Raw genomic sequence first — 24,522 nt, forward strand, 5'->3', positions numbered from 1 at the left:
CGGCGGCCCTTATGGTTAATACGATATTAAGTTTCTTAATCATCGGTAATGATGCCGGGATGCTCCGTGCCTGCGCCCTCGCCGCGTCCCTGCTTGCCGCCACGGCGCAGGCCGGCACGCCGACGGACGTCGTGCACTGGTGGACCTCGCCCGGCGAGACCGCCGCCAAGCAGGCCCTGGCCGAGGCCTACCGTGCCGCCGGCGGCCAGTGGCGCGAGCTGGCGGTGTCGGCATCGGAGCAGGCGCGGGCCATCGCGCTGGAGCGCATCGCCGCGGGCAACCCGCCGCTGGCGGCGCAGTTCAACCCAACGCGCGCACTCGTGCGACTGGCCCGCGACGGCCGGCTCAACGCCATCGACGACGTGTCCGCCCAGGGCAGCTGGACCGAGGTGCTGCCCGCCGTGCTGCTGGACGCCGTGAAGGTGGACGGCCATGTCTATGCCGCGCCCGTCAGCATCCACATGCCGGTGTGGCTGTGGAGCTCCAAGGCGGCCCTGGCCAAGGCCGGCGTGAAGGCCGAGCCGCGCAGCATGGACGAACTCTTCGCCGCGCTGGACAGGCTGCAGGCCGCGGGGCTGATCCCGCTGGCTCATGGCGGCCAGCCCTGGCAGGACCTGAACCTCTTCATCGCATTGCTGGCCAACCAGGGCGGCCGTGATCTCTACCTGGCCGTGCTGCGCGACGGCGACACCGCGGCGGTGCAGGGCGAGGCCCTGCGCCAGGTGCTGCTCAGCTACAAGAAGCTGCGCCGTTATGTCGACCCCGCCTCGCCCGGGCGCAGCTGGGCCGACACGACGGCGCTGATCGTCAGCGGCCGCGCCGGGCTGCAGTTCATGGGCGACTGGGCCAAGGGCGAATTCGCCCAGGCCGGCCAGCAACCCGGGCGCGACTACGGCTGCGCGCCGGGCCTCTCGCCGCGCTCGCCCTACATCGTCAGCGGCGACGTGCTGCTCTTTCCCAAGGACAGGGACGGCAGCGTCCGGCCTGCCCAAGCCTTGCTGGCCCGTGTCGCGACCGCCCCGGCCACGCAACTGGCCTTCAGCGCCCGCAAGGGCTCGGTGCCGGTGCGCACCGACCTCGACACGCGCACGCTGGACGCCTGTGCGCAGGCCGGCGCTGCCGCGCTGCGCGATGCCGGACGGCTGGTGGGCAACACCGAATTGCTGCTCGCGCCGCTGCAGCTGACGGCGCTCGAACGCGCCGTCAGCGACTATTGGAACCGCGACATCCCCGTGCAGACGGTCCAGCAGACCCTCGCCAAGATTCTGAAAACAGGAGACAAGCCTTGACCCGCGTACACATCCAGGACCTCAGCATCCGCTTCGGCACCCATGACGTCATCAAGGGGCTTGACCTCGACGTCCACAGCGGCGAGTTCCTCGTGCTGCTCGGTCCCTCGGGCTGCGGCAAGTCGACGCTGCTGCACACCATCGCGGGCTTGAACCCGGTCAGCGGCGGCAGCATCCACATCGGCGAGCAGGACATGACCCGCGCCGAACCAAGCCAGCGCGGCGTGGGCATGGTGTTCCAGAGCTATGCGCTGTATCCGACCATGACGGTGAAGGAGAACCTCGCCTTCCCACTGAAGATGGCCAAGACGCCCAAGGCCGAGCTGGAGAAGCGCGTGGCCGCCGCGGCCGACATGCTGCAGCTGACCCCGCTGCTGGAGCGCCGCCCCGGCCAGCTGTCGGGCGGCCAGCGCCAGCGGGTCGCCATCGGCCGCGCCGTGGTGCGGGAAGCCAAGGTGCTGTTGCTGGACGAGCCCCTGTCCAACCTCGACGCCAAGCTGCGCACCGACCTGCGCCGTGAACTCAAGCTGCTGCACAGCCGCCTGGGCAACACCATGATCTACGTGACCCACGACCAGGTCGAGGCGATGACGCTGGCCACGCGCATCGTCGTCATGCATCAGGGCGTGATCCAGCAGATCGGCACGCCGGCCGAGGTCTACGAGAAGCCGAAGAATCTGCGCGTGGCGGGCTTCGTGGGATCGCCGGCCATCAACCGCATCGAGGGCCAGGTCGGTGAAGGTGGCGTGTTCGCTTCACCCGCCTTCAGCCTGCCGCTGCCCGCCGTGCTTGCGGCGCGTCCACAGGGCGAGGTGCTGACGCTGGCCATCCGGCCGGAGAACGTGCGCGTCGGGCCAAGCGAAGCCTACGAGGCCGAGGTGCAGCTCGTCGAGCCGTTGGGCAACCAGCATGTTGTGTGGCTGAGCTGCTCCGGCTCGACTGTCTCTGCCGTGCTGCCGGGCCAGCCCGAGGTGCAGGAAAGCGCCAAGGTGAGGTTCGGCTTCGATGCGGAGAAGACGATGTGGTTCGATGCAGTGGGGGACAGGTTGCCGATCGGCGACTGACTCGCCAGCCGCGCCAGCGCAGCCGCGATGCTAGGGGTGCGATGCGGTCCCATTGATCCGTAGCATGGCCCATCGGCCTGCCGGCCGGGAGACAGTCATGCACACAACGACTCATCGCATCCGTTTCGGCCAGCGCCTCGTCACGCTCGCCTTCTGGCTCGGCGCCCTTGCCGGCCCGGCCGCGGCGGCACAGTTGCAGGCCTATGCCGGCGCCGTGGGCGGCAGGGCCTCGGGCTTCGACTGCGGAACCATCGGCCCCACCCTCGACTACGGCGGGGTCTCCGGCATCAGGCTGCCGCTCGGCGGCTTTGCGGGCTGCAATCTGCAAGGCTCCATCGTCGACAAATCGTCTGCGGCCGGCCCACTGACCGCCCAGCAAAACGTCACGGCGACCTGGGCAGAGGGCGGCAGCTTCGTGGGCCAGGCCAACGCGCGAGCGAACTACGGCAACCTCGGCGAGGCCGCGACCGGCGCCATGACGGGGCCCACCAGCGCCCTGACGTTTCACCAGACGGCGGGGTTCGCGCGTTACCAGGACACGATGACGCTCAATCGTCCCGGCATCGCCACCGGCACTCCCGGTACGGTGGACTTCGCCTTTCTTGTCGACGGCATCCTGAAGAGCCTGCCCAACCCGCCCTACTCCCAGCAAGCCGACATCGGTCTGGGCATCCGCGTAGGCAGCGGCATCGCCCCCGGTCGGGCGCCATGGTTCTCCTTCCTGGCGACGGTCGTCAGCGACGGCCTGCCTTTCGTGCGTGGTGGCAGCACCGGGCTGCCCGGCAGCTTCGTGCTCGCACCTGGCAGCCTGAGCGGCTCGGCCAACATCCTCAGCACGGCCAATTTCGCCATGCGCTGGGGCGAGCCTTTCGAGGTGGAGGTGGCCTTCATGGCGACCGTCGAGCCTTGCTGCTACGGCACGTCGCTCGCAGCGGAGTTCATGAGCACCGCGCGGCTGTCTGGAATTAGCGCCCAGGCCGCCGGCGTGGCTGTCACGGACTTCACAGTGTTGTCCGGCTCCGGCACCGCCTACGGGCCCGGCGGCCTGCTGCCCGTCCCTGAGCCGAGCGGCGTCATGCTTTGGACTGGCGGCTTGTTGATGCTCTACGGCATGCGGCGGCGCATCGGGCGCAAGACTCAACCAGGCGGCCCGTCCATCCGAACCTGAATCGACTTGGACATTGCCGGTCTGACGGTCTGACCGGCCGCCGATCAACGCGTCGGTATCGAGAAGCGGTAGTCCAGCCCCAACGCCACGTTGGCGGCCTTGAACTGCCCGCCGCCGGCGCTACGCGCCTCGATGCGGCCGACGCTGAAGTTCAAGGCCAGCCGCTCATCCAGCAGCCAGCGCACACCGGCGTTGGCCTTGGCGGCCTTGCCGTGCACATTGGCGCCGGCCAGCAATTGGCCATAGGCCTGCAGGCGCTCGCCCGGCCCTGCCAGCGTCTGCACGCCCAGGCCGCCCAGGATCTCGGCGTAACCGGGGTAGCCGAGGTAGGCGTTGTAGGCCGCAGAAGCCTGCAGCGGCAGGTACCAGCGCTGCCCTGTGGGGATGTCGAGTTGCAGGCCCAGCATCTGCAGCGACGGCCTGTCGGTACCGCGGTAGCTCAGATGCAGGTCGGTCTGATGCAGCACCGACAGGCGCAGGCCCTGGTAACGGGCCGGGCCGGTCGCTTCGGCGCTGCGCCCTGAACGCAGATGGTGGGTCAGGCTCAGGCCCCAGGTCTGGTTGCGCGAGCTGCCTTTGGGTGCCGTCATGGTGCCGACGGAAAGCGCCACACCGAGGTCTCGGGTCAGCGAATACTCCGCCGCCAGCTTGGGATAGACCAGCAAGCCCGAACCGGTGTCGATCACATCCGACGAATAGCCGCCCGAGCCCAGGCCGAGTTGCCCGTACAGCGTCAGGTCGGCTGCGACTCGCCAGCGCTGGCCCACGCCGCCCAACAACTGGTTGTACAGCGGCAGGCCGCTGTAGCCCATGGCCAGGGCGGCGAACCAGTAAGTGTCGGCCGCAAAGAAATGCGCGATCTGCAGGTCGGCCAGGCGCACCGTGTTCTTGTTGGAACCTTGCGGCGACCGCTGCCGGTAGTTGTCGAGCGACAGCGTCAGCATGTTCTCGCCCATCTCCACGCCGGCACCCTGGTCGTCCGCGGGTGACAGGGGCTGGCCATGACGATCGAACGGGCCCGTGAGGTAGCTCAACGGCACTTCCAGCAGCAGGCTGGCCTGGGTACCGTCGATGATGGCCCGGCGGAATTTCAATCGCGAGACCGTGGCGCCCAGCGTTAAGCCGCCGAAGTCATAACCCACGCCGGCGTAACCCTTGGCAAAGCCGCCACTGCCCGACAGCAGCTTGCTGTGCTCGACGCTGCGCCCACCGCCGCCGCCGCCAGCCGACAGGCCGGCCAGCGCAAACACCGGCCCCGCCAGCGGGCGCCTGAGGTGCACGCCCAGGTCCGCAGCCACAAAGCCGCCATAAGCGCCACTGACGAGAGGCGCATGGAAGCCACCGCCCACGTAGACGCCCTCAAGCACCTTCTGGTAGGCATGAAAGCCCAGCAGGTCGATGGCCCGGTCGCCCGGCACCTTGACGGTCTGGTATTCGACAGTCAGCAGGGCCTCGTTGCGGCGCAGCTCAGTGGGCTCGGGGTGTTGGGCGGCGGCGTGTCCTGCGCACAGGCACAGGGTTAGGCAGAGCGTGGTGATGGGGCGGAGGTGGAACGGCGTGCAAGGCATGCGGTGGAACGGCGTCTGGACCGGCCGCAGTGTCGCTGCGGACGACGGCACGAGCGCGACGTCAGGGCAAGGCACGCCTTTCGTAGTCCTCGGCGATCCTTTTCGCGGCGCGTGAGCGGATCTGCTCCAGCTCGCCGCTGGCCGCCATGCCACGCAGGGTTTCCTCGATCCGTGGCAGCAATTCCGCATGCCGCATGTGCAGGAAGTGGTAAAGCGGAATGCGCTGCAGCGGCGGATCGAGCGGGTGCACCTCGCCCTGCAGCCCCAGCTGCTGCAGGATGAGCATGCCGCTCAGGCGGTCGTTGACGGCCACGTCGACGCGCTCCGCGGCGACCATGCGCATGAGGGCTTCCATCGAAGGGACTGCCGTCACGCGGGCCATGCCCTGGGTTCCCGCCTCGGAGGAGCCCACGCCCCGCACGATGCCGACCTGATAGGCCGCAATGGAGGGCCAGCCCTGGACCTTGAAATCCAGCTTCTTCACGAAGGCGGCCGGCTCGATGTAGTTGATCGAGGGCCGGACAGCCAGCAGCGTCGGGTACTGCACCTCGACGTTCAGGATGCGCTGGACCTCGCCATCCAGGCGCCCCTCGCTGGATTCGAGCAGCGAGCGCAGGGCCGGCACGGCGACGAACTGCAGCTCGATGCCCAGCCGTGCGTAGGCGACTTTGAGGATTTCGCTGCCGATGCGCTGATCGGGCACGCCATCCAGCCTGGCCAGCCGCAGGGTGGACGGCACCGCGCCCGCAGCGCCGGCGTCCAAGGCCATCGCTGACAGGACGGTGCAAAGGATGCGCAGCGGCTGGCGGATGGCGACCACGGTTCCTCCTGGGTCGGCTGTTTCGCCGGGGCCCCTGGGCAAGGCTGCGGACGATCAGCGCGATCTAAAGGCCGCTGACATGCTACGCATCTTTGCTGCCCGCTGGCGCAAGAAACAGTTCGTCAGCGCCCAGGCGGCCGCTTCACTGCGACGGTGCGGAGGCCGCCTGCTCGGGCAGGGGCACCGCCCAGGCAAACCCTTCGACGCCGCGGGCGAAGGCGTCGGACAGCTCACTGTAGGGGCTGTCCGGCGGCGCTTTCAGCAGCGCGATGAGGCGGTAGCCGTCCTTCACGGCCACATAGCTGACGGCCCGCAGGCCGTTGGGCAGCTTGCCCTCGTAGCGGCCGCCTTCCACGCCGCCGACCAGCACCGGCCTGGCGGCGTCGCGGGTCAGCTTCTTGTCAAAGGGGTTGCCGATCTTGACCGCGCCGTCCAACGGGTCGTAGGGCCTGGCCGGATCAGGCGCTGCATGGCTCCACACGACGATGAAGACGGCCTTGGGATCGTCGGCGCGCGAGTAGACCGCCATGCCCGTCGGCTTGCCGGCCTTGTCGGGCTTCTCCTCGCGGTTGACCACCGTCACGCCGTCGGGCGCATTGAAGCTGCCGAAAGCGGTCTTCACCTCAGCGGCTTGTGCGGCCGCAGCGCTGGCCAAGCTGGCGGTGAGGCTCAGGGCGGAAAGCAGGCGACGCATGGTCAGTTTTCCTTGTAGATCCTGACCCAGTCCACCTTCATTTGTGCCGGCAGTGGCGTCGTGGCGTCCGGTGCGCCGGGCCAGTCGCCGCCGACGGCGAGGTTGAGGATGACGAAAAAGGGCTTCTCGAACACCCAGGTGCCGCCAGCCGGCAGCAGCGCGGGCGTCAGGCGGTGGTAGTCGACGCCGTCGACCTGCCAGAGGATCTCGTTGGGCCGCTTGATGATGGTGTAGGTGTGGAAGTCATCCGCCACCGGCTTGCCGAAGTCGTAGGGCTTGCCGACGCCCTGGGCACCCGAGTACCCGGGGCCGTGCAGCGTGCCGTAGGTGGTGTTCGGCGTCTTGCCGATGAACTCCATGATGTCGATCTCGCCCGACTTCGGCCAGCCGGCCGTCGCCAGGTCGGTGCCCAGCGCCCAGAAGGCCGGCCAGATGCCTTGGCCGGAGGGCAGCTTCATGCGCGCCTCGACCTTGCCGTAGGTGAAGCCGACCTTGCCATTGGTGTGGATGCGCGCCGACGTGTAGTCACACGGCTTGGCGTTCCAGCACGGTCCCGGGTTGCTGGCCTTCTCGGCGGTGATGACGAGCATGCCGCTGCCGTCCATCTGGGCGTTGCGGGCGCTGGACGTGTAGTACTGGAACTCGTGGTTGCCCCAACCGCTGTTCTCGGCGTTGCCGAGGTCGTAGTTCCAGTTGGCGGCCTTGGGCACGCTGCCGGCGGCACCGTCGAACTCGTCGCTCCAGACCAGGGTCCAGCTGTTCGATGGTGCGGGTGCTGGAGCCGGCGCAGCGGTGGCCGAACCGCCACCACCGCCGCAGGCCGTCAGCGCGAAGGCGATGGCCGGCAGCACGCGGCGCCAGGGGCTGGGGGCGGGAGTGATGTGCTTCATGTTTGTCTCCATCTTGTTTTGAGAACTTGCTCAGCCGCGCCAGGCTTGAAGGAAGTCGCGGTACCACTCGGCGCTGGCCTTGGGCGTGCGAGCCTGCGTCTCGTAGTCGACATGCACGATACCGAAGCGCTTCAGGTAGCCACTGGACCACTCGAAGTTGTCCATCAGGCTCCAGACCATATAACCCGCCATCGGCACGCCCTTCTGCATGGCGCTGGCCACGGCGGCGATGTGGTCGCGCAGGTAGGCGATGCGGTCGTCGTCCTGCACGCGGCCGTTGACGACGGTCTGGTCCTTGAAGGCGCCACCGTTCTCGGTCACGTAGACGGGCGGCAGGCCGGGGTAGTCGCGGTGCAGCAGGCAGAGCAGGTCGTGCAGGCCCTGGGCGTAGATCTCCCAGCCCATGTCGGACACCGGCAGGCCGCGCTCCTCGGGCTTCCACTCCGCACCGCTGGCCGACACGACGCTGCGGGTGTAGTAGTTGACGCCGAGGTAGTCCATCGGCTGGGCGATCGCGGCCATGTCGCCGGCCTGCACCACGGGCGCGTCAGCACCCAGCTCGGCCATCACCTCTTCAGGGTAGTTGCCCTTGAACAGCGGATCGGCATACCAGCGGCGGCTGCGGGCGTCGGCCATGGTCGCGGCGGCGATGTCCTCGGGCATGGCGGTGGCCGGCACGGTGGACGACAGGTTCAGCACGATGCCCAACTGGCTTTTGGCACCGTCGGCGCGCAGGGCCTGCAAGGCCAGGCCGTGGCTGAGCAGCAGGTGGTGGCAGACCTGGGTGGCAATCTTGCGGCTCTTGATGCCGGGCGCGAAATTGCCCTGCTCGTTGCCGAGCACGGCGATGACCCAGGGCTCGTTGTGGGTGGTGATGCCGTCGACACGGTCGCCGATGCGGGCCTGCACATGGCGGGCGTAGTCGACGAAGCGATGCACGGTGTCGCGGTCATTCCAGCCGCCGCGGTCCTGCAGGCCCTGCGGCAGGTCCCAGTGGTTCAGCGTCGCGAAGGCCTGGATGCCGCGCTGCTTCAGGCCATCCACCAGACGCTCGTAGAAGTCCAGGCCCTTGGGGTTGAAGTCGCCGTAGCCCTTGGCCTGCACGCGCGGCCAGGCGATGGAGAAGCGGTAGCAATTGACGCCGAGGGACGCGATCAGGTCGAGGTCTTCGTCGAGGCGGTTGAATTGGTCGCAGGCCACGTCGCCGTTGCTGGCGTCGGCAATCGCGCCGGGCTGCTTGCAGAAGCGGTCCCAGATGGACTCGCCCTTGCCGTCCGCGTGGGCGGCGCCTTCGATCTGGAAGCTGCTGGTGGCGACGCCCCAGATGAAGTTGGGCGGAAATTGCTGGTGCAGAGGATTCATGGACTGTTCTTATTTGACGGCGCCCGCCGTGAGGCCGGCGATGAGCTGGCGCGACGAGATGACGAAGAGGACGAGCAGGGGCAGCGTCGCGATGGCCGAACCGGCCATCAGCGCGCCCCATTCGGTGCTGGTGGTGCTGAAGAGGCTGCGCAGGGCCAGCGGCAGCGTGTAGTTCTCGGCCGCGCGCATGACGATCAGCGGGTTCATGAAGTTGTTCCATGAACTGATGAAGGTGATCAGGCCGAGGGTGCCCAGAGCCGGCTTCATCAGCGGCAGGGCGATGCGCCAGTAGATGCCGAGCTCGCTGCAGCCATCGATGCGGGCGGCGTTGATGAGCTCGTGCGGCACCGTGCTGGCGGCGAACTGGCGCATCAGGAAGATGCCGAAGGCGCTGGCCGCACCCGGCAGGTACAGCGCCCGGTGGGTGTCGATCCAGCCCAGGGTGTCCATGACCATGAAGGTCGGGATCATGTTCATGAAGGCCGGCACCATCATGGTCCCCATGACGAGGGCGAACAGCGCCTTCTTGAAGCGGAACTCCAGCATCGCGAAGGCATAGCCAGCCATGGAGCAGAACAGCAGCGTCAGCGCCGTGGACATCAGGCCCACGTAGAGGCTCCAGCCGACGTTCTTCCAGAACGGCAGCCGTGTCGTCAGCACGGCGATGTTGTTGAGCAGCTCGGTGCTGAAGAACAGCGGCGGCGGCACATTGAAGATGTCGGTGCGCGACTGGGTCGCGAACACGAACATGAAATAGAAGGGCGCCAGCATGATCAGCGCGCCGATGCTGACGATGGCGTAGGCCGCATATCTGGGCAGCGGGTTCACGTTCGGCCCCTTGGCGCTGTGCGATGCCCCGGCAAGCGTCACGGATGCGGCGCTCATGCTTGCGGCCTCCGGTCGGCGAAGGCCTTGTTGGTCAGCCAGGTCAGCAGCGCGATGACACCGAACATGATCCAGGCCAGCGCGCTCGCGCCGCCGAAGTCGCTGAAGTCAAAGGCCTCGCGGTAGAGGTACATCGCCACCGTCATGGCCTGCTGGTCGGCACCGCCCTTGCCGTTGGTCAGGATGAACGGCTCCTCGAACAGCTGCAGCCCGCCGATGAGGGACAGCGTGACGCCGAACAGGATCATGGGTTTCAAGCTCGGCAACGTGATGCGCCAGAACTGCTGCCAGGCATTGGCACCGTCGAGCTTGGCAGCCTGGTAGAGGTCGTTCGGGATGGTCTGCAGCGCCGCGAGATACAGCACCAGGTTGAAGCCCACATAGCGCCAGAACACCACCAGGGCGATGGCGGGCTTGATGGCGTCGGGCGAGCGCATCCAGTTGATGTTGTCCATGCCGAACAGCGCATGCAGGGCCTGGTTGATCAGCCCGTAGTCGTTGGAGAACAGCGAGCCGAACAGCATCGCGATGGCGACCGTCGACGTGATGTAGGGCAGGAAATAGGCGCCCGAGAACAGGCCGCGCCAGCGCCCGAAGGACCGGTGCAGAAACACCGCCAGCGGCAGCGCCACCAGGTGCTGCGGCGCGCCCGACACGAAGGCCAGCCACAGCGTGTTGCGCAATGCCTTCCAGAACCAGCCGTCGGTCAGCGCGAAGACGAAGTTGTCCAGGCCGACAAACTTCATCGAATCGATGCCGCTGGTCGGCTCCCAGGACTGGAAGGCCAGCCAGGCCGAGAACAGCAGCGGGAACAGGCCGAAGACAGCGAACAGGATCAGGAAGGGGCTGACCAGGACGTAGGGCGTCCAGCTGGCGGGGATGCGGAACTTCATCAGCGGTTGGCCCTGTGCACGAGCAAGGCCTGGGCGTCTTCCAGGGCCTTGGGGATGGGCTTGCCGTACTCGAGCACGTTATCGAGCTCGGCGTTGATGACCTCGTCGGCGAACTTGTGCTGCTTGTGCATCTTGACGACCGGGATGCGCCGCGCGGCGTCGCGCCACAGCAGGCGCGCATGCTGACCGCCCAGGAAGGGCACGGGCTGGTCGAAGAAGGGGTCCTGCTGGGCGTCCAGCAGCGCCGGGAAGGCGTCCTGAGACTTGAAGGCCTCGAGCTGGCGCTGGCGGTCCAGCGTCAGCTCCTGGATCAGTTGCCAGGCGAGCTGCTTGCGTTCGGGCGCCGAGCGGCGCGGGATGGCGTAGTAGGTGCCGCCGTAGGAGCAGTAGGTGTTCTCGGGCAGTTGTGCGATGCGCCATTTGCCGGCCGTCTGCGGTGCCACCCAGTTGGCCATCTGGCCGGCCATCCAGCCGCCCGACAGCTCGGTGGCCAGGCGGCCGCGCTTGAGCATCTCGGCCCAGTCGTTGAACCAGACCTCGACGCGCGCGTCCAGCTTCTGGCGGCGCACCGTCCGCGCCAGCTCGAAGGCGCGCACGAAGCGCGGCGACGTGATCTGCGCCCGGCCCTGGTTGTCGAAGAACTGGCCTTCGCCGGGCGGCGTGCCGCCGCGCACGATGATGTCCTTGAGCAGGCGCACGTCGCCGATAAGGTAGGCGCCGGTCTTGGCCTTGAGTTGCATGCCTGCATCGACATAGGCCTCCCAGGACTGGGTCAGGTCCGTTTCCTTCAGGCCCGCCTGGGCCAGCAGGTCGACGCGATAGAAAAGCGACCCTGGGCCGATGTCGGTGGGCAGCGCGACGATGGCGCCCTGGCGGTTGCGTGCCGTCTCGATGGCGAAGGGCACGAAGCGATCCTTGAAGCGCTCGGCGCCGAAGGCCGGCGCGGACAGGTCATCCAGGCCCGTGCCCAGCGAGAACCGGCCGAGGTAGCTCGTTTCCAGCGCGATGACGTCGGGCAGGTGGCCAGAGGTCGATAGCGCTGTCGTCATCGCCGTGTGATGGTCGTCGTACTGGCGGCTGATGACCTCGGTGCGGATCTCGGGGTGGCGCTGGCTCCAGCCCTTGAGGACGTCTTTGGCGATCACGTCGACCAGTGGGAAGGCCGCCACCGTCAGCGGTGGCTGCTCCTTGGCGTGGACCAGGCCCGCAGCGCCGCCGAGAGCGGCCGCGAGCAGGTGGCGACGGTGAAGGGAATAGGTGTCCGACATGGTTTGAAAGCGCTTTCAAGATTGTGCTTCGACCCGGTGCAGCGCCCCAGCAGCACAAACCCTAGGGCAACCCCGGACGAAGGCTCGGCGCGGCGACAGCAACGTTTTGTCACCCGAGCTCCGGGTTTTCACCGCTGACGCCTGGGCTGCTGGTGGCAAAGTGGTATTTAAGAGGTGGTAGCAGTAGCAAACTGGATGCATACCAGTTAGAGCCAGCTCCAAAGAGCCTGCACGGAGAGGCAGGCCAGCCGCCGGAGAGCCCCGTTGGGACTCTCCCTTTCAACGAGACCTTGGCACAACAGGAACGTCTCCCATGAAGCAGTCCTCTACCGGCATCCCGATGCACCAACTGCGTCGCTTGGCCGCCATCACCGCCACCGCCTTCGCACTCGGCGCGAGCGCCACCACCGCCCTCGCCCAGACCTATCCCGCCTGGGCGCCCGACGTCTACTACACGGCCGGCACGGTCGTGACCTACCAGGGCCACAACTACCGCGCCCTGGTCAACCAGACCGACTACTCGTCGACCGGCTGGAACCCGAGCAACGCCTCGCTGTGGACGGACCTCGGTGCCGCCTCCGGCCCGGCACCGTCGCCTGCGCCCACGCCCGCCCCGACCCCGGCGCCGACCCCCGCTCCCACGCCGGCCCCGTCGCCCGCGCCCAGCCCCGCCCCGGCCCCCACCGGCAACTGCGCGCCAGTCTGGTCCAGCAGCACGGCCTACAGCGGCGGCGCCATCGCCAGCAAGGGCACGACCAACTACAAGGCCAACTGGTGGACCCAGGGCAATGACCCGGCCACCAACAACGGCCCGACCGGCAGCGGCCAGCCCTGGACCTCGCAGGGCGCCTGCACGACCGGCCCGGCGCCCAGCCCGAGCCCGAGCCCCTCGCCGAGCCCTTCGCCTTCGCCGTCTCCCTCTCCCAGCCCAGCCCCCTCGCCCGCCCCCGCGCCCGGCCTGAGCGACCCCAACGCCAAGTCCGCCAATCAGAACGGCCGCGCCTACACCGTCTACTACCCGAGCTGGAGCGACAACTGGTTCGATGCCACTGGCATGACGATGAACCAGGTCTTCGTGGCCAGCAACTTCGCGCGCATCCCGGCCAACTACACCCATGTGGTGGCGGCCTTCGCCCAGCCCAACTTCTCCTGGGGCGGCATGGCGGCCAACAACTGGTCGGGCACGGGCATCAACTTCAACGGCCGGCCCTCCGACATCAAGGCCGCCATCGATGTGCTGCACGCCCGCAACATCAAGGTCATCCTGGCCGTGGGTGGCGCCACCTACAACAGCTGGGGCACCTTGTCGGCTGAAGGCCATGCGGGCAGCGGCCCGACCATCACGGCCCTGTCCAACCTGATGAAGGACGTCGGCTTCGACGGCCTGGACGTGGACTACGAGGTCGACGGCATCACGACCGATGCCTATGCCGGCGCCGTGAAGGCCATGCGCAAGGCGGTGGACCTGGCCGGCGGCGGACGCATCCTGACGGTGGCCGCCTGGTCCTCCGGCTCGGACTGCACCGCCTCCACGGGCAGCGACCCGCAGTGCAACGGCGTGGGCACCAGCTACTGGGGCGGCAAGGCCGGCGGCGAGCGCCTGCTCGTCAACGCCTACCCGGCGCTGAAGACGGCCTTCAACATCGTCAACATCATGAGCTATGACGCTCGCTACGAGCACTACGACGGCGTGACCGCATGGAAGTCGTACCGCCAGCTCTTCCCGAGCAGCACCATCGTGTCCATCGGCTTCGAGACGGCGCCGGAAGGCTGGTCGGGCGGCCAGCTCGTCGTCAACAACGCCGACGCGCAGTGCACGGGTTCCGTCATCCTGCAGAACAGCTACGGCGCCAACATCAACCAGCCCTACTCGGTGGAGCGCTACCTGAACGCGGTGACGACCAGCACGCTGGCCAACAGGAACCCGCGTGACGGCGCCATGCTGTGGCAGGCCCTGAAGACGACCAGCGGCAGCTGCGGCAGCGCGCCCCTGGCCTCGCCGGGCGCCATCGGCAAGAAGGCCGCGGGACTGCTCAACCTCGTCGACGACCCGGCGCTGCAGAACGCGCCCTGGAAGTAAGCCGGCTCTCCTGAGCTGAACGCCGCCGCACCGGACTGCCGGGCGGCGGCCTTTTCCATCCTCTTCTCGAAAGACCTCCATGATTTCGCGCCCACCTCTGCCGCGCGCGGCCGCGCCCTGGCTGCTCGCCGGCGCCCTTGCCTTCGGCAACCCGGCCTTCGCCCAGACCTATCCCGCCTGGACCGCCGACGTCTACTACACGGCCGGCACGGTCGTGACCTACAACGGCCGCATCTACAAGGCCACCGTCAACCAGACTGACTACGCCAGCACCGGCTGGAACCCGACCAACGCCTCGCTGTGGACGGACATCGGCGCCGCCTCCGGGCCCGCACCCGCGCCCACGCCGGCACCCACACCAGCGCCGACACCGGCTCCCACGCCCGCCCCTGAGCCCGCCGGCACCTGGAGCGCCAGCGCCGCCTACCCGGTCGGCGCCGTCGTTTCGTACCAGGGTGTGAACTACAAGGCCAACTGGTGGACCCAGGGCGACAACCCTTCCACGCACAACGGCCCGACCGGCAGTGGCCAGCCCTGGACCATCGTCAGCGGCACGCCGGCGCCTTCGCCCGCCCCCTCACCTGCGCCGGCGCCTACGCCAGCTCCCAGCCCGGCACCCACACCGGCGCCAGCGCCAGCGCCTTCACCCACGCCCGCTCCGCCCCCCGGCAAGCACCAGCTCATCGGCTACTGGCACAACTTCACGAACCCCGCAGGGCCGACCTTCCCGATCAGCGAGGTGCCAGCGGCCTACGACGTCATCGTGGTCGCCTTCGCCGACGATGGCGGCAACGGCGCCATCACCTTCAACCTCGACGCCGGCTTCGGCGGCGAATCGCGCTTCATCGCCGACGTCGCCACCGCCCGCGCCAAGGGCAAGAAGGTTGTCCTGTCCTTCGGTGGCCAGAACGGTACGGTGACGCTGAACAACGCGACCCAGGTGACCAACTTCGTCAACAGCGTCGAAGCCATCCTGCGCAAATACGGCTTCGACGGCATAGACATCGACCTGGAAAGCGGTGCCGGCGTGTCCTGGGGGGCGGCGGTGCAGACCAATCTGGTCACCGCCGTGAAGCAGCTCAAGGCCCGCATCGGCAGCAGCTTTTATCTGTCGATGGCGCCGGAGCACCCGTATGTGCAGGGCGGGTTCGTTGCCAGCAGCGGCATCTGGGGCGCCTACCTGCCCATCATCGACGGCCTGCGCGACGAGCTGTCGGTGCTGCATGTCCAGTACTACAACAACGGCGCTGTCTACACGCCTTATTCCACCCAGGGCCTGGCCGAGGGCAGCACCGACATGCTGGTGGCCGCCAGCCGCATGCTGATCGAGGGCTTCACGACCAACAACGGCACGGGGTCCTATGTCTTCCGCGGCATCCGGCCCGACCAGGTCGCCTTCGGCCTGCCGTCGGGACCGTCGTCGGCCAACAGCGGCCAAGCCAGCCTCGGCAACATCACGGCGGCGTTGAACTGCCTGACTAGGCTGACCCAGTGCGGCGCCATCAAGCCGCCTGTGGCCTACCCGACGTTGAAGGGCGTCATGACCTGGTCCATCAACTGGGACAAGAAGGACGGGCAGTCCTTCTCCAACGGCGTGCGCAATGCGCTGAACGCTCTGCCCTGATCCTTTGACTGGAGCCCGCGGCGGTCGCTGTGGGCTCCACCTCGCCTTTTGGTCCCACGACACCCCGGGTCCACCCGTCCCTGAGTTCTGGCACACACGCGTGTTGCCGCCAAGGCATTCGTCCGCTTAATCTTGAAAGCGCTTTCAAGCCGCAGACACAGGCGGCGGGCACCACAACCACTTGTTGGAGACATTCATGAATCTGCTTCGATCCCTCATCCGGCCTGCCATGGCCGGTTTGCTGCTGGCAGCCGCCAGCGCCCACGCGCAGTGGCAACTCGTCTGGAGCGACGAGTTCAACGGCAGCATCAGCCCGAACTGGGTCTTCGAGACCGGCGCTGGCGGCTGGGGCAACAACGAACTTCAGTACTACCGCCGTGAGAACGCCACCATCGAGAACAACGCCCTGGTCATAACCGCCAAGCGCGAGGACTTCGGCGGCATGGCCTACACCTCGGCGCGCATGAAGACGCAGGGGCTCAAGACCTTCAAGTTCGGCCGCATCGAGGCGCGCATGAAGCTGCCCGCCTTCCTCGGCGCCTGGCCGGCGTTCTGGATGCTCGGCGCCAACCTGCCGCAGGTCGGCTGGCCAGCCTCCGGCGAAATCGACGTGATGGAGCACGTCAACGACGAGCAGAAGGTCTACGGCACCATCCACTGGCAGGACAACAACGGCCAGTACGCCCAGTACGGCGGCAACATCGCCACCACGGTGACCGACTGGCATGTCTACGCCGTCGAGTGGGACGCCAACGCCATCCGCTGGTATGTGGACGGCACCAAGTACCACGAGGCCAACATCGCCAACAGCGTCAACGGCACCGACGAATTCCAGAAGGACTTCTTCCTGCTGCTGAACTTCGCCGTCGGCGGCAACTGGCCGGGCTTCAACGTCAACACCGCCGCGCTGCCGGCCAAGATGTACGTGGACTATGTGCGCGTCTACGCGCCGGCCGCCAGCGGCGTCTCGACGGTCTATCAGGACTGCAACTACGCCGGCTATGCGGCTGCCCTGCCCGAAGGCAGCTACACGCTGGCACAACTGCAGGCCCGCGGCGTGCGGGACAACGACCTGTCGTCGCTGCGCGTGAACGCCGGCTACCAGGTGCAGTTCTTCGACGGTGACAACTTCACCGGTGCCAGCGTGACCAGGAGCGGCGACACCGGCTGCCTGGTGGACCAAGGCTTCAACGACCGGGCCACCTCCGTCATCGTCTCCAAGGCCGCCCCGGCCTGGTCGCGCCAGATCGAAGCCGAGGCCTTCAGCGCGCAGGCCGGCGTGCAGACCGAGGCGTGCTCGGAGGGTGGCCAGAACGTCGGCTGGATCGATACCAATGACTGGATGGCCTACAACAGCATCAGCTTCCCGACCAGCGGCAGTTACCGCGTCGAGTACCGCGTGGCGAGCGCTGCCGGCGGCACGCTGTCGCTGGACCTCAACGCGGGCAGCATCCAGCTCGGCCAGCTGGGCGTGCCCAACACGGGCGGCTGGCAGAACTGGACGACCATTTCGCACACGGTGAACATCAACGCCGGCACCTACAACGTCGGCGTGTTCGCGCAGCAAGGGAGCTGGAATCTGAACTGGATCAAGCTCACCAAACTCTGAAGACGGAAGTCCACCACAGAGTCACAGAGGCACAGAGGAAACTCAGAGAAGGCATTTCTTCTCTGTGCCTCTGTGCCTCCGTGGTTGCATTTCGGGCCGGTCGAGCCGCGCCTACACTCGCCACTTCGCCTGCCCACCGCTGATGAACGCCAAGCCGACCCCTGCCAAGAAAGCGTCTTCAAGCCGCCCCGACGGCGTCGTCACGCTGGAGCAGGTGGCGGAGCAGGCCGGCGTGTCGCCGAGCACGGTGTCGCGCATCCTGAACGGCACGGCCGCCGTCAGCCAGGTCAAGAAGGACGCCGTGCAGGCCGCCATCCAGGAGCTGGGATTTCGGCCCAATCCTGTGGCGCGCGGCTTGGCCGGCGGGCGCACGCTGTCCGTCGGCGTCGTCACGCAGATCATCTCCAGCCCGTTCTACGGCGAAGCGCTGCTCGGCATCGAGCGCGAGCTGGAACGCGCGGGCTATGTGCCGCTGTTCGTGTCCGGCAACTGGCATGAGGATGACGAGAAGAAGGCCATCGAGACCCTGCTGTCGCGCCGCGTCGACGGCGTCATCGTGCTGGCCGGCCGCATCTCGGACGCCGAGCTGACCAAGGTCTCGGACAGCCTGCCCGTCATCGTCGTCGGGCGCCAATTGGCGGGGCCGCAGCTCTTCAGCTTCAGCTTCGACAACCGCCAGGGTGCGCGCCTGGCCACCCAGCATCTGATCGACCAGGGGCATCGCAAGATCGCCTTCATCGCCGGCGACCTCATGCACGACGACGCCGTCGAGCGCCAGAACGGCTACTTTGATGCGCTGGCCGCGGCCGGCATCGCGGTCGACCAGGATCTCATCGTGCAGAGCGACTACACCGAAGCCGGCGGCATGCTGTCGGTCACGCGGCTGCTGGAGCGCGATGCTCATTTCACGGCCCTGTTCGCCTCCAACGACCAGATGGCCATCGGCGCCTGCCTGGGCCTGCACCGGCGCAACCTGCGCGTGCCCGACGACGTGTCGCTCGTTGGTTTCGACGACCTCATCATGGCGCGCTACGCCATGCCGCCGCTGACCACCGTGCGCCAGTCGGTCTACGAGATCGGGGTGGAAGCCGCGACCGCCATGCTCGAAATGCTGCGCGGCGGCAAACCCAAGGCCCAACTGCCAGCTCCCGAGCTCGTCGTGCGTGAAAGCACGCGCCGGATGCAGCGATAACGGAGCCCCTCGACCGATCTGCCCCCCTGCTGAACGCTGGCAGCCCGGTCGGTCTGCAGACCGCTTAGCCGACGAAGCGGCTGCTCTTCGACAGGCACGAAAGTCCACAGGACTTGCCTTGTCCGGCCTCAGCCCCCTAGGGGACGGCGATGCTTGCCGGTTTGACCGGCAAGCACATCGCCATGGCGGGCCGGCTCGGTGAACTGGAGCCGGACACAAGCAGTCCCTGCGGACTGCTTGTGTCTAAGGAAGGCCATGAGCCACAGGCCCATGGCAGGCCCAGCGCTCGGCCCCGAAGACAAATACCCACAGACCGCGCCGGCCATCCGCGGACCACTGTTGTTCCGGTCGGGTAAACCATGTGGTCGACCCTGCGGCTGTGACGCATCATTATCTGAAAGCGCTTTCATCGCTTTCGCCAAGTCGCTGCTTTTCAACCAGAACTACCCTGGTGCATACCGCCCTTTGAGCGCCTCTCTCCTATGGGAGCGCTCACATGGGTTGGCACCCGCGTAGCGCGACATACCCCTCGCCACGCGTTGCTCGCGCGCCGCAGACCGAGGGTGTTGCCTAGGTTGAAAGCGCTGCCATTCGCATATTCTTGAAAGCGCTTTCAGCTCATCATCGAGCGCCACTCGACAAGACCACAACTACTGGAGACAAGTGAATGAGACAGCCACGCCCTGCCCTTCGCCTCACAAACCTCGCTGCTGCAAGCAGCCTGCTGTTCGCCGGGGCCGCGCTGGCCCAAGGTGGCCCCGGCCAGGGCCCTGCCAACCCCAACGCCGGCCCAACAGCCTCCACCTCGGTGCCCCAAGCTCTGGCCAGCACGACGCAGCTGGAAACGGTCATCGTCACCGGCATCCGCAAGTCGCTGGAGACCTCGGTCAACCTGAAGCGCTCGTCCTCCGGCCTGGTCGACGGCATCGTGGCCGAGGACATTGGCAAGTTCCCCGACACCAACCTGGCTGAATCGCTGAGCCGCATCAGCGGTGTGTCCATTGATCGCGCCAACGGCGAAGGCACGCGCATCACGGTACGCGGCATGGGGCCCGACTTCAACCTGGTGCTGCTCAACGGCCGCCAGATGCCTGGCGCCAGCCTGGACGGCAGCGCGCCCAGCTCGCGCTCCTTCGATTTCTCCAACCTCGCCTCAGATGGCGTTGCAGCGCTGGAGGTCTACAAGACCAGCCGTGCCAGCAGCCCGACTGGCGGCATGGGCGCGACGATCAATGTCCGCACCCAGCGCCCCTTCGACATCAAGGAAACCGTCGCCAGCGTTGGCGTGAAACTGGTGAGCGACCAGTCTGCCCGCCGCCTGCCTGGCGAAGAGCAGGGCAAGAACGCCACGCCCGAACTGAGCGGCATCTACAGCACGCAGTCCAACGACGGCACGTTCGGCATCGCGCTGATGGGTACCTACCAGGTGCGCGATTCCGGCTACTCCCAGGCCAATGTCAGCAGCGGCTGGAAGACCTTTGACGGCATTCAGGACAACGACTGGAGCGGGCCGAACGCCGTGTGGGGTGGCCTGCCCAAGACGTCGACCGAGATCAAGAACCGTCCGGCCGTTGGCTCCATCTACAGCGTGCCGCAGAACCTGAACTACTCGTTCACCGGTGTGCACCGCGAGCGCCTGAACGGCCAACTGGTGCTGCAGTTCAAGCCGGTCAAGGACCTCGTCGGCACGCTGGACTTCGTCATGTCGGAGCAGAAGTTCCGCCAGCGCCGCAACGACATCTCGGCGTGGTTCAACTACGGGGGTCAGTTCGGCGAATTCCAGCAAGGCTCGCCCTCTTCGCCCGTCATCTACGGCGAGCACATGACCAACTCCGATTTGGCCATGGGTGCCTCGCGCATCAACACCAAGAACAAGAACCAGCAGCTCGGCCTGAATCTGAAATGGAAGGCCACCGACGCGCTGAGCTTTGACCTCGACGCGCACCGCTCCACCGCCACCTCGGGTGCCAACGATCCGCTCGGCACCAGCGTGACCCTGGGCACCGCCTCGCTGAACCGCGGCGACACCTTCGTCGACTTCAGCAACAAATTCCCGGTGTTGGGCATCGCGGGCGCGACGCTGGATCCGACCAAGCAGGAACTGCAGGGCTCGGTCTTTGGCAACAGCTACCAGAAGAATCAGGTCGACCAGCTGCAGACCAAGGGCAACTGGAAGATCAACGAAGACAGCAGCCTGGACTTCGGCCTGTCGCTGACCGAAGTGAAGAACCGCTCGGCCTTCGCCAACGTGCAGCGCGACACCTGGGGCGGCGGCGCCGCGGGTGGCCCCGCCGCCATGCCGGACGACATCTGGCACGCCGACTCGATCAGCAAGTATTTCAGCCGCATTCCGGGTTCGAACGACCCGCGCCTGTTCAACCAGTTCTTCTATTTCAACTTCGAAGACCTGCGCGCCGCGGCCATCAAATCGCTGGGCTCGGATGCCCTGCTCAAGGCCTCGTTCGACTGGCAGGATGACTACCGCACGACGGAAAAATCGCAAGCTGCCTTCGGCCAGTACAACTTGGCCTGGGAGTGGGGCGTGCCCATGGAGGCCGCCATTGGCGCCCGTTATGAGCGCACGAAGGTGAAATCACCGTCTACGGAGAAGATCCCCGTGTCGGTGGCCTGGGTTGCCAACAACGAAATTCCCATCAGCTTCAGCGGCACCCGCTCCGCTTCGCGCGAAGGCAAGTACGGCTATTTCCTGCCGTCCATCGACTTGAGCGCCGACGTGACCGCCGACACCAAGCTGCGCGTCAGCTACGGCCAGACCATCGGCCGCCCGGGCTGGAATGCCATCCAGGGCGGGCAGCGGCTGGACCCCTTGGCCCGTGTCGATGGTGGCTCGGGCTCGGTGGGCAACCCCGACCTGAAACCGCTGAAGTCGAGCAACATCGACTTCTCGGCCGAGCACTACTACGCCAAGAGCAGCTACGTCGCGGCAAGCTACTTCCGCAAGTCCCTCAAGGACTACAACGAGGCCGTCATCACCAGAACCAATCTGTTCGGCCTGCACACCCCGGTCGGCAGCGCCATGTACAACCAGGCCGTGACGGCGGGCGGCTGCGGCGCCGATTCCGAGTGCATTCGCAAATACATCTTCGCGAACTTCCCGACCGGCCCGGGCGTCAGCCCCGGCGCACCCGGCACGTCGCTGGGCACCATCACCGCCCAGCCCAACGATCCTCTGCTGATGTTCAATCTGGGTACCTACATCAACAACACCCGCACCAGCAAGCTCAACGGCATCGAGCTGAACGCCCAGCACATCTTCGGCAACAGCGGCTTCGGCGTGTCGGCCAACTTCACGAAGGTGCGCTCCAACCTCAGTTACGACAACAACAAGCGAGGCGCGCAGACCGACGTGCTGGTCGGCCTGGGGGATTCCGGCAACCTGGTGGGCTTCTTCGAGAACGAGACCTACTCGGCTCGCCTGGCCTACAACTGGCGCGGCAAGTTCCTGGCGGCCAACTTCGGCGGCGTGGAAGGTGCCCAGCCGCTGTACGTGGAGCCTTTCGGCCAACTGGATGTGAGCCTGGGCTACAACTTCACGCCGCAACTGCGCTTCCAGTTCGAAGCCATCAACCTGACGGACGAGTACACCCGCACGCACATGCGCAACGAGAACCAGATGGGTGCTGTCACCCAATTGGGCCGTCGCATCATGATCGGCGCACGGTACAAGTTCTAAGAGAGAGCCTCAGGGCCGGCTGCGGCCGGCCCTCAAGGAAAGTCGGGACTCTCCTGTCTTTCCTGTAAGGCAAAGTCTGGTTCGGCGGCGCTCGCGCTCTGGGGTGCCGTCCTTGTTCGCCGTTTGGCGAGGCCGCGCGAGCGGCTTTTTTTGTTTGCAGGACTCAGACAAGTGAACGACAGATTGCGTGAGGTGCTGGTGCTGGGCGGTGGCTCGGCGGGCTGGCTGGTCGCCGGGCTGCTGGCCGCCGAGCACGCCGAGCTGAAGATCACCCTCATCGAGTCCAGTGACGTGCCGACCATCGGCGTCGGCGAAGGCACCTGGCCGTCCATGCGCGACACGCTGCGCCGCATCGGCCTGTCGGAGCCCGAGTTCATTCGCCGCTGCCAGGTCTCGTTCAAGCAGGGCTCCCGCTTCGACGGCTGGGCGCGTGGTGCGGCCGGCTCGGAGGGCGATCGCTACTACCACCCCTTCATGCTGCCCGTCGGCTATGGCGATGTGGACCTGGCATCGGCCTGGTTGGCTTTGCCAGGCGAGCGCCGCCCCTTTGCCGACGTGGTCAGCCCGTCGGTCCAGGTCTGCGAGGCCGGCCGCGCGCCCAAGCAGGTGCAGACGCCCGACTTCGCGGCCGTCGCCAACTACGCCTATCACTTCGACGCCGGCCTGTTCGGCCAGCTGCTGCGCGAGCATGCGGTCGCCAAGCTGGGCGTCCACCACGTCATCGACCATGTCGAGGCCATCGTGTCCCATCAGAACGGCGACATCGCCGCCCTGCAAACCCGCGAGCACGGTGAGCTCAAGGCCGACCTCTTCATTGACTGCTCTGGACTCGCGTCCCGCCTCATCGGCCAGCACTTCGGCGTGGCGCTGAAGAGCGAACGCGACGTGCTCTTCAACGACGCCGCCCTGCCCGTGCAGGTGCCCTACGCCACACCCGACGCGCCGCTGGCCCCGGTCACCATCGCCACCGCCTGGGCCAAGGGCTGGATCTGGGACATCGCCCTGCCTGCGCGACGCGGCGTCGGCTGTGTCTACTCGCGGGCCCACGCCAGCGACGACGAGGCCCACGCGGCCCTGCAGGCCTATCTCGACGCCACCGGCGCGCCGGCGGAGCGCCCGACGCCGCGCTCCATCCGCTTCGACCCCGGCTACCGTGAGCGATTCTGGGTGCGCAACTGCGTTGCCATTGGCCTGTCCGCCGGCTTCATCGAGCCGCTGGAAGCGTCGGCCCTGGCCCTGGTCGAGCTGTCCGCCCAGCGCCTGTGCGATGAGCTGCCGATGACGCGTGCCTCGATGGACGCCGTCGCGCGCCGCTTCAACGACGACTTCAGCTACCGCTGGGCCCGCGTCATCGACTTTCTGAAGCTGCACTACGCGCTGAGCACCCGCGACGACAGCGACTACTGGCGCGCCCACCGCGCCCCGGCAACTTGGCCCCAGCGCCTGCGCGAGCTGCTGCCGCAGTGGCAGCTCCGTGCCCCGGCCCGCCACGACTTTGGCCGCATCGACGAAGTCTTCCCTTCGGCCAGTTACCAGTACGTGCTCTACGGCATGGGTTTCCGCCCTGACACCCAGCCCCTGTCCACCACCAAACTAAAGGCAGCCCAAGCCGCCTTCGACGAGGCCGCCCGCCAGGCCCGCCGCCTCGTGCCCGGCCTGCCCGGCCACCGCAGCCTGATCGACCACATCAGAAAAGCCGAGACATGAACCCCGCCCTGCTCGACAACGTCACCCACCGCCACCTGCGCGTGCGCAGCGAGCGCTCCGCCGCCCTGGGCGACGCCCGCCAATCGGCCCTGGCCTTGCCCGCCGAGTTCCGCCAGTTGCAAGCGCATTTCCCCATCGTCTTCCAGCTGGTCGAAGGCGCCGCGGCCGGAACCGGTTTCCAGCCCGTGGCCCTGTTCGGCCTGGAGGAAGGCCAGAACCTCTTCCTGACTGACACGGGCTGGGACGCTCCGGTCGTGCCCATGGCCCTGCAGCGCGATCCCTTCATGATCGGCCGCGCCCCCGATGACACCCTGCAGCTGCACATCGACATGGACAGCCCGCGCATCGTGCGCCCCGACGAGGGCGAGGTCGGCACCGCCATCTTCATGCCTCACGGCGGCTTCAGCGAATACCTCGATCATGTCGTGCAACTGATGGAGCACCTGCACGCCCAGGCCCAGCAGCTGCCGGTCTTCATCGAGGCGCTGACCCGCCACCAGCTGCTGGAGCCTTTCGTCATCGACATCGAGACGTCGGGCGGCGAGCAGGGCCGGCTGTCGGGCCTGTTCACCATCCACGAGGAGCGCCTCGCCGCCCTGCCCGGCGCCGCGCTGGAGGCCCTGGCGCGCGAAGGCCATCTGCTGCCCATCTACATGCAGATCGCCTCGCTGCAGCAGCTGCAAGTCCTCGTCGAGCGACAAAGCAAGCTCTGATC

Annotated in this window: 18 protein-coding genes; 10 read left to right on the plus strand and 8 right to left on the minus strand. The window is 67.1% G+C overall.

All coding sequences use genetic code 11. From position 1 onward, the window contains the following. Nucleotides 1–59 precede the first annotated feature (59 nt). The 3 genes from ASC95_RS26645 to ASC95_RS26655 all read left to right on the plus strand — a co-directional run bounded on the left by ASC95_RS26645 (nt 60) and on the right by ASC95_RS26655 (nt 3,521). Nucleotides 60–1,289 (plus strand): ABC transporter substrate-binding protein, encoded by a 1,230-nt coding sequence (locus ASC95_RS26645; protein ID WP_057300715.1) that lies wholly within the window; start codon nt 60–62, stop codon nt 1,287–1,289. Beyond that, complete coding sequence (locus ASC95_RS26650) at nt 1,286–2,353, plus strand: ABC transporter ATP-binding protein (protein WP_057300716.1); 1,068 nt, start codon at nt 1,286–1,288, stop codon at nt 2,351–2,353. The genes ASC95_RS26645 and ASC95_RS26650 overlap by 4 nt, the downstream gene beginning before the upstream one ends. Before the next feature lie 97 nt (nt 2,354–2,450). Next, complete coding sequence (locus tag ASC95_RS26655; RefSeq protein ID WP_057300717.1) at nt 2,451–3,521, plus strand: hypothetical protein; 1,071 nt, start codon at nt 2,451–2,453, stop codon at nt 3,519–3,521. Nucleotides 3,522–3,565: 44 nt separating this feature from the next. Here the strand turns inward: ASC95_RS26655 and ASC95_RS26660 are convergent, their stop codons facing one another. The 8 genes from ASC95_RS26660 to ASC95_RS26695 all read right to left on the minus strand — a co-directional run bounded on the left by ASC95_RS26660 (nt 3,566) and on the right by ASC95_RS26695 (nt 11,901). Continuing rightward, nucleotides 3,566–5,089: a hypothetical protein gene (locus tag ASC95_RS26660; protein ID WP_057300718.1), complete on the minus strand. Its 1,524-nt coding sequence runs from the start codon at nt 5,087–5,089 to the stop codon at nt 3,566–3,568. A gap of 61 nt (nt 5,090–5,150) precedes the next feature. Then, nucleotides 5,151–5,909 carry an ABC transporter substrate-binding protein gene (locus ASC95_RS26665; protein WP_057300719.1) on the minus strand — a complete coding sequence of 253 codons (759 nt, stop codon included), beginning with the start codon at nt 5,907–5,909 and terminating at the stop codon, nt 5,151–5,153. 142 nt (nt 5,910–6,051) lie between these two features. Then, complete coding sequence (locus tag ASC95_RS26670; RefSeq protein ID WP_057300720.1) at nt 6,052–6,603, minus strand: hypothetical protein; 552 nt, start codon at nt 6,601–6,603, stop codon at nt 6,052–6,054. A gap of 2 nt (nt 6,604–6,605) precedes the next feature. Beyond that, nucleotides 6,606–7,493 (minus strand): family 16 glycosylhydrolase, encoded by an 888-nt coding sequence (locus ASC95_RS26675; protein ID WP_057300721.1) that lies wholly within the window; start codon nt 7,491–7,493, stop codon nt 6,606–6,608. 30 nt (nt 7,494–7,523) lie between these two features. Then, the gene (locus ASC95_RS26680; protein WP_057300722.1) at nt 7,524–8,855 is read right to left on the minus strand and encodes a GH1 family beta-glucosidase; all 1,332 of its coding nucleotides are present in this window, start codon (nt 8,853–8,855) and stop codon (nt 7,524–7,526) included. A gap of 9 nt (nt 8,856–8,864) precedes the next feature. Then, nucleotides 8,865–9,740, minus strand: coding sequence for a carbohydrate ABC transporter permease (locus tag ASC95_RS26685; protein WP_082568145.1), 876 nt, complete (start codon nt 9,738–9,740; stop codon nt 8,865–8,867). After that, entirely contained in the window at nt 9,737–10,633 is an 897-nt protein-coding gene (locus ASC95_RS26690; protein ID WP_057300723.1) for a carbohydrate ABC transporter permease, read from the minus strand. Before ASC95_RS26690 ends, ASC95_RS26685 begins: the two co-directional genes overlap by 4 nt. Further along, nucleotides 10,633–11,901, minus strand: coding sequence for an ABC transporter substrate-binding protein (locus ASC95_RS26695; RefSeq protein ID WP_057300724.1), 1,269 nt, complete (start codon nt 11,899–11,901; stop codon nt 10,633–10,635). Before ASC95_RS26695 ends, ASC95_RS26690 begins: the two co-directional genes overlap by 1 nt. A gap of 313 nt (nt 11,902–12,214) precedes the next feature. Between ASC95_RS26695 and ASC95_RS31545 the strand changes: the two genes are divergently transcribed. The 7 genes from ASC95_RS31545 to ASC95_RS26730 all read left to right on the plus strand — a co-directional run bounded on the left by ASC95_RS31545 (nt 12,215) and on the right by ASC95_RS26730 (nt 24,520). Beyond that, nucleotides 12,215–13,981: a glycosyl hydrolase family 18 protein gene (locus tag ASC95_RS31545; protein WP_057300725.1), complete on the plus strand. Its 1,767-nt coding sequence runs from the start codon at nt 12,215–12,217 to the stop codon at nt 13,979–13,981. A 79-nt stretch (nt 13,982–14,060) separates the two neighbouring features. After that, nucleotides 14,061–15,605, plus strand: a complete 1,545-nt coding sequence (locus ASC95_RS30215) for a chitinase (RefSeq protein ID WP_082568146.1) — start codon at nt 14,061–14,063, stop codon at nt 15,603–15,605. Between the two features lie 196 nt (nt 15,606–15,801). Further along, nucleotides 15,802–17,214: a carbohydrate-binding protein gene (locus tag ASC95_RS26710; protein WP_082568147.1), complete on the plus strand. Its 1,413-nt coding sequence runs from the start codon at nt 15,802–15,804 to the stop codon at nt 17,212–17,214. 142 nt (nt 17,215–17,356) lie between these two features. Beyond that, nucleotides 17,357–18,406: a LacI family DNA-binding transcriptional regulator gene (locus tag ASC95_RS26715; RefSeq protein ID WP_057300726.1), complete on the plus strand. Its 1,050-nt coding sequence runs from the start codon at nt 17,357–17,359 to the stop codon at nt 18,404–18,406. Nucleotides 18,407–19,073: 667 nt separating this feature from the next. Then, on the plus strand, nt 19,074–22,100 hold the full coding sequence (locus ASC95_RS26720; RefSeq protein WP_057300727.1) for a TonB-dependent receptor: 3,027 nt from the start codon (nt 19,074–19,076) through the stop codon (nt 22,098–22,100). Nucleotides 22,101–22,271: 171 nt separating this feature from the next. Continuing rightward, nucleotides 22,272–23,807: a tryptophan halogenase family protein gene (locus tag ASC95_RS26725; RefSeq protein ID WP_057300728.1), complete on the plus strand. Its 1,536-nt coding sequence runs from the start codon at nt 22,272–22,274 to the stop codon at nt 23,805–23,807. Beyond that, on the plus strand, nt 23,804–24,520 hold the full coding sequence (locus ASC95_RS26730; RefSeq protein WP_057300729.1) for a SapC family protein: 717 nt from the start codon (nt 23,804–23,806) through the stop codon (nt 24,518–24,520). The genes ASC95_RS26725 and ASC95_RS26730 overlap by 4 nt, the downstream gene beginning before the upstream one ends. Nucleotides 24,521–24,522 lie beyond the last annotated feature (2 nt).

The sequence above is a fragment of the Pelomonas sp. Root1217 genome, from assembly GCF_001425705.1.
Classification (GTDB): Bacteria; Pseudomonadota; Gammaproteobacteria; order Burkholderiales; family Burkholderiaceae_C; genus Pelomonas.

Excerpts from the sequence above, each read along its gene's own strand:
- ASC95_RS26645 (WP_057300715.1), top strand. The coding sequence starts at position 60 with ATGCTCCGTGCCTGCGCCCTCGCCGCGTCCCTGCTTGCCGCCACGGCG.
- ASC95_RS26655 (WP_057300717.1), top strand. The coding sequence starts at position 2,451 with ATGCACACAACGACTCATCGCATCCGTTTCGGCCAGCGCCTCGTCACG.
- ASC95_RS26660 (WP_057300718.1), bottom strand. The coding sequence starts at position 5,089 with ATGCCTTGCACGCCGTTCCACCTCCGCCCCATCACCACGCTCTGCCTA.
- ASC95_RS26670 (WP_057300720.1), bottom strand. The coding sequence starts at position 6,603 with ATGCGTCGCCTGCTTTCCGCCCTGAGCCTCACCGCCAGCTTGGCCAGC.
- ASC95_RS26675 (WP_057300721.1), bottom strand. The coding sequence starts at position 7,493 with ATGAAGCACATCACTCCCGCCCCCAGCCCCTGGCGCCGCGTGCTGCCG.
- ASC95_RS26680 (WP_057300722.1), bottom strand. The coding sequence starts at position 8,855 with ATGAATCCTCTGCACCAGCAATTTCCGCCCAACTTCATCTGGGGCGTC.
- ASC95_RS26685 (WP_082568145.1), bottom strand. The coding sequence starts at position 9,740 with ATGAGCGCCGCATCCGTGACGCTTGCCGGGGCATCGCACAGCGCCAAG.
- ASC95_RS26690 (WP_057300723.1), bottom strand. The coding sequence starts at position 10,633 with ATGAAGTTCCGCATCCCCGCCAGCTGGACGCCCTACGTCCTGGTCAGC.
- ASC95_RS26695 (WP_057300724.1), bottom strand. The coding sequence starts at position 11,901 with ATGTCGGACACCTATTCCCTTCACCGTCGCCACCTGCTCGCGGCCGCT.
- ASC95_RS31545 (WP_057300725.1), top strand. The coding sequence starts at position 12,215 with ATGAAGCAGTCCTCTACCGGCATCCCGATGCACCAACTGCGTCGCTTG.
- ASC95_RS30215 (WP_082568146.1), top strand. The coding sequence starts at position 14,061 with ATGATTTCGCGCCCACCTCTGCCGCGCGCGGCCGCGCCCTGGCTGCTC.
- ASC95_RS26710 (WP_082568147.1), top strand. The coding sequence starts at position 15,802 with ATGAATCTGCTTCGATCCCTCATCCGGCCTGCCATGGCCGGTTTGCTG.
- ASC95_RS26715 (WP_057300726.1), top strand. The coding sequence starts at position 17,357 with ATGAACGCCAAGCCGACCCCTGCCAAGAAAGCGTCTTCAAGCCGCCCC.
- ASC95_RS26720 (WP_057300727.1), top strand. The coding sequence starts at position 19,074 with ATGAGACAGCCACGCCCTGCCCTTCGCCTCACAAACCTCGCTGCTGCA.
- ASC95_RS26730 (WP_057300729.1), top strand. The coding sequence starts at position 23,804 with ATGAACCCCGCCCTGCTCGACAACGTCACCCACCGCCACCTGCGCGTG.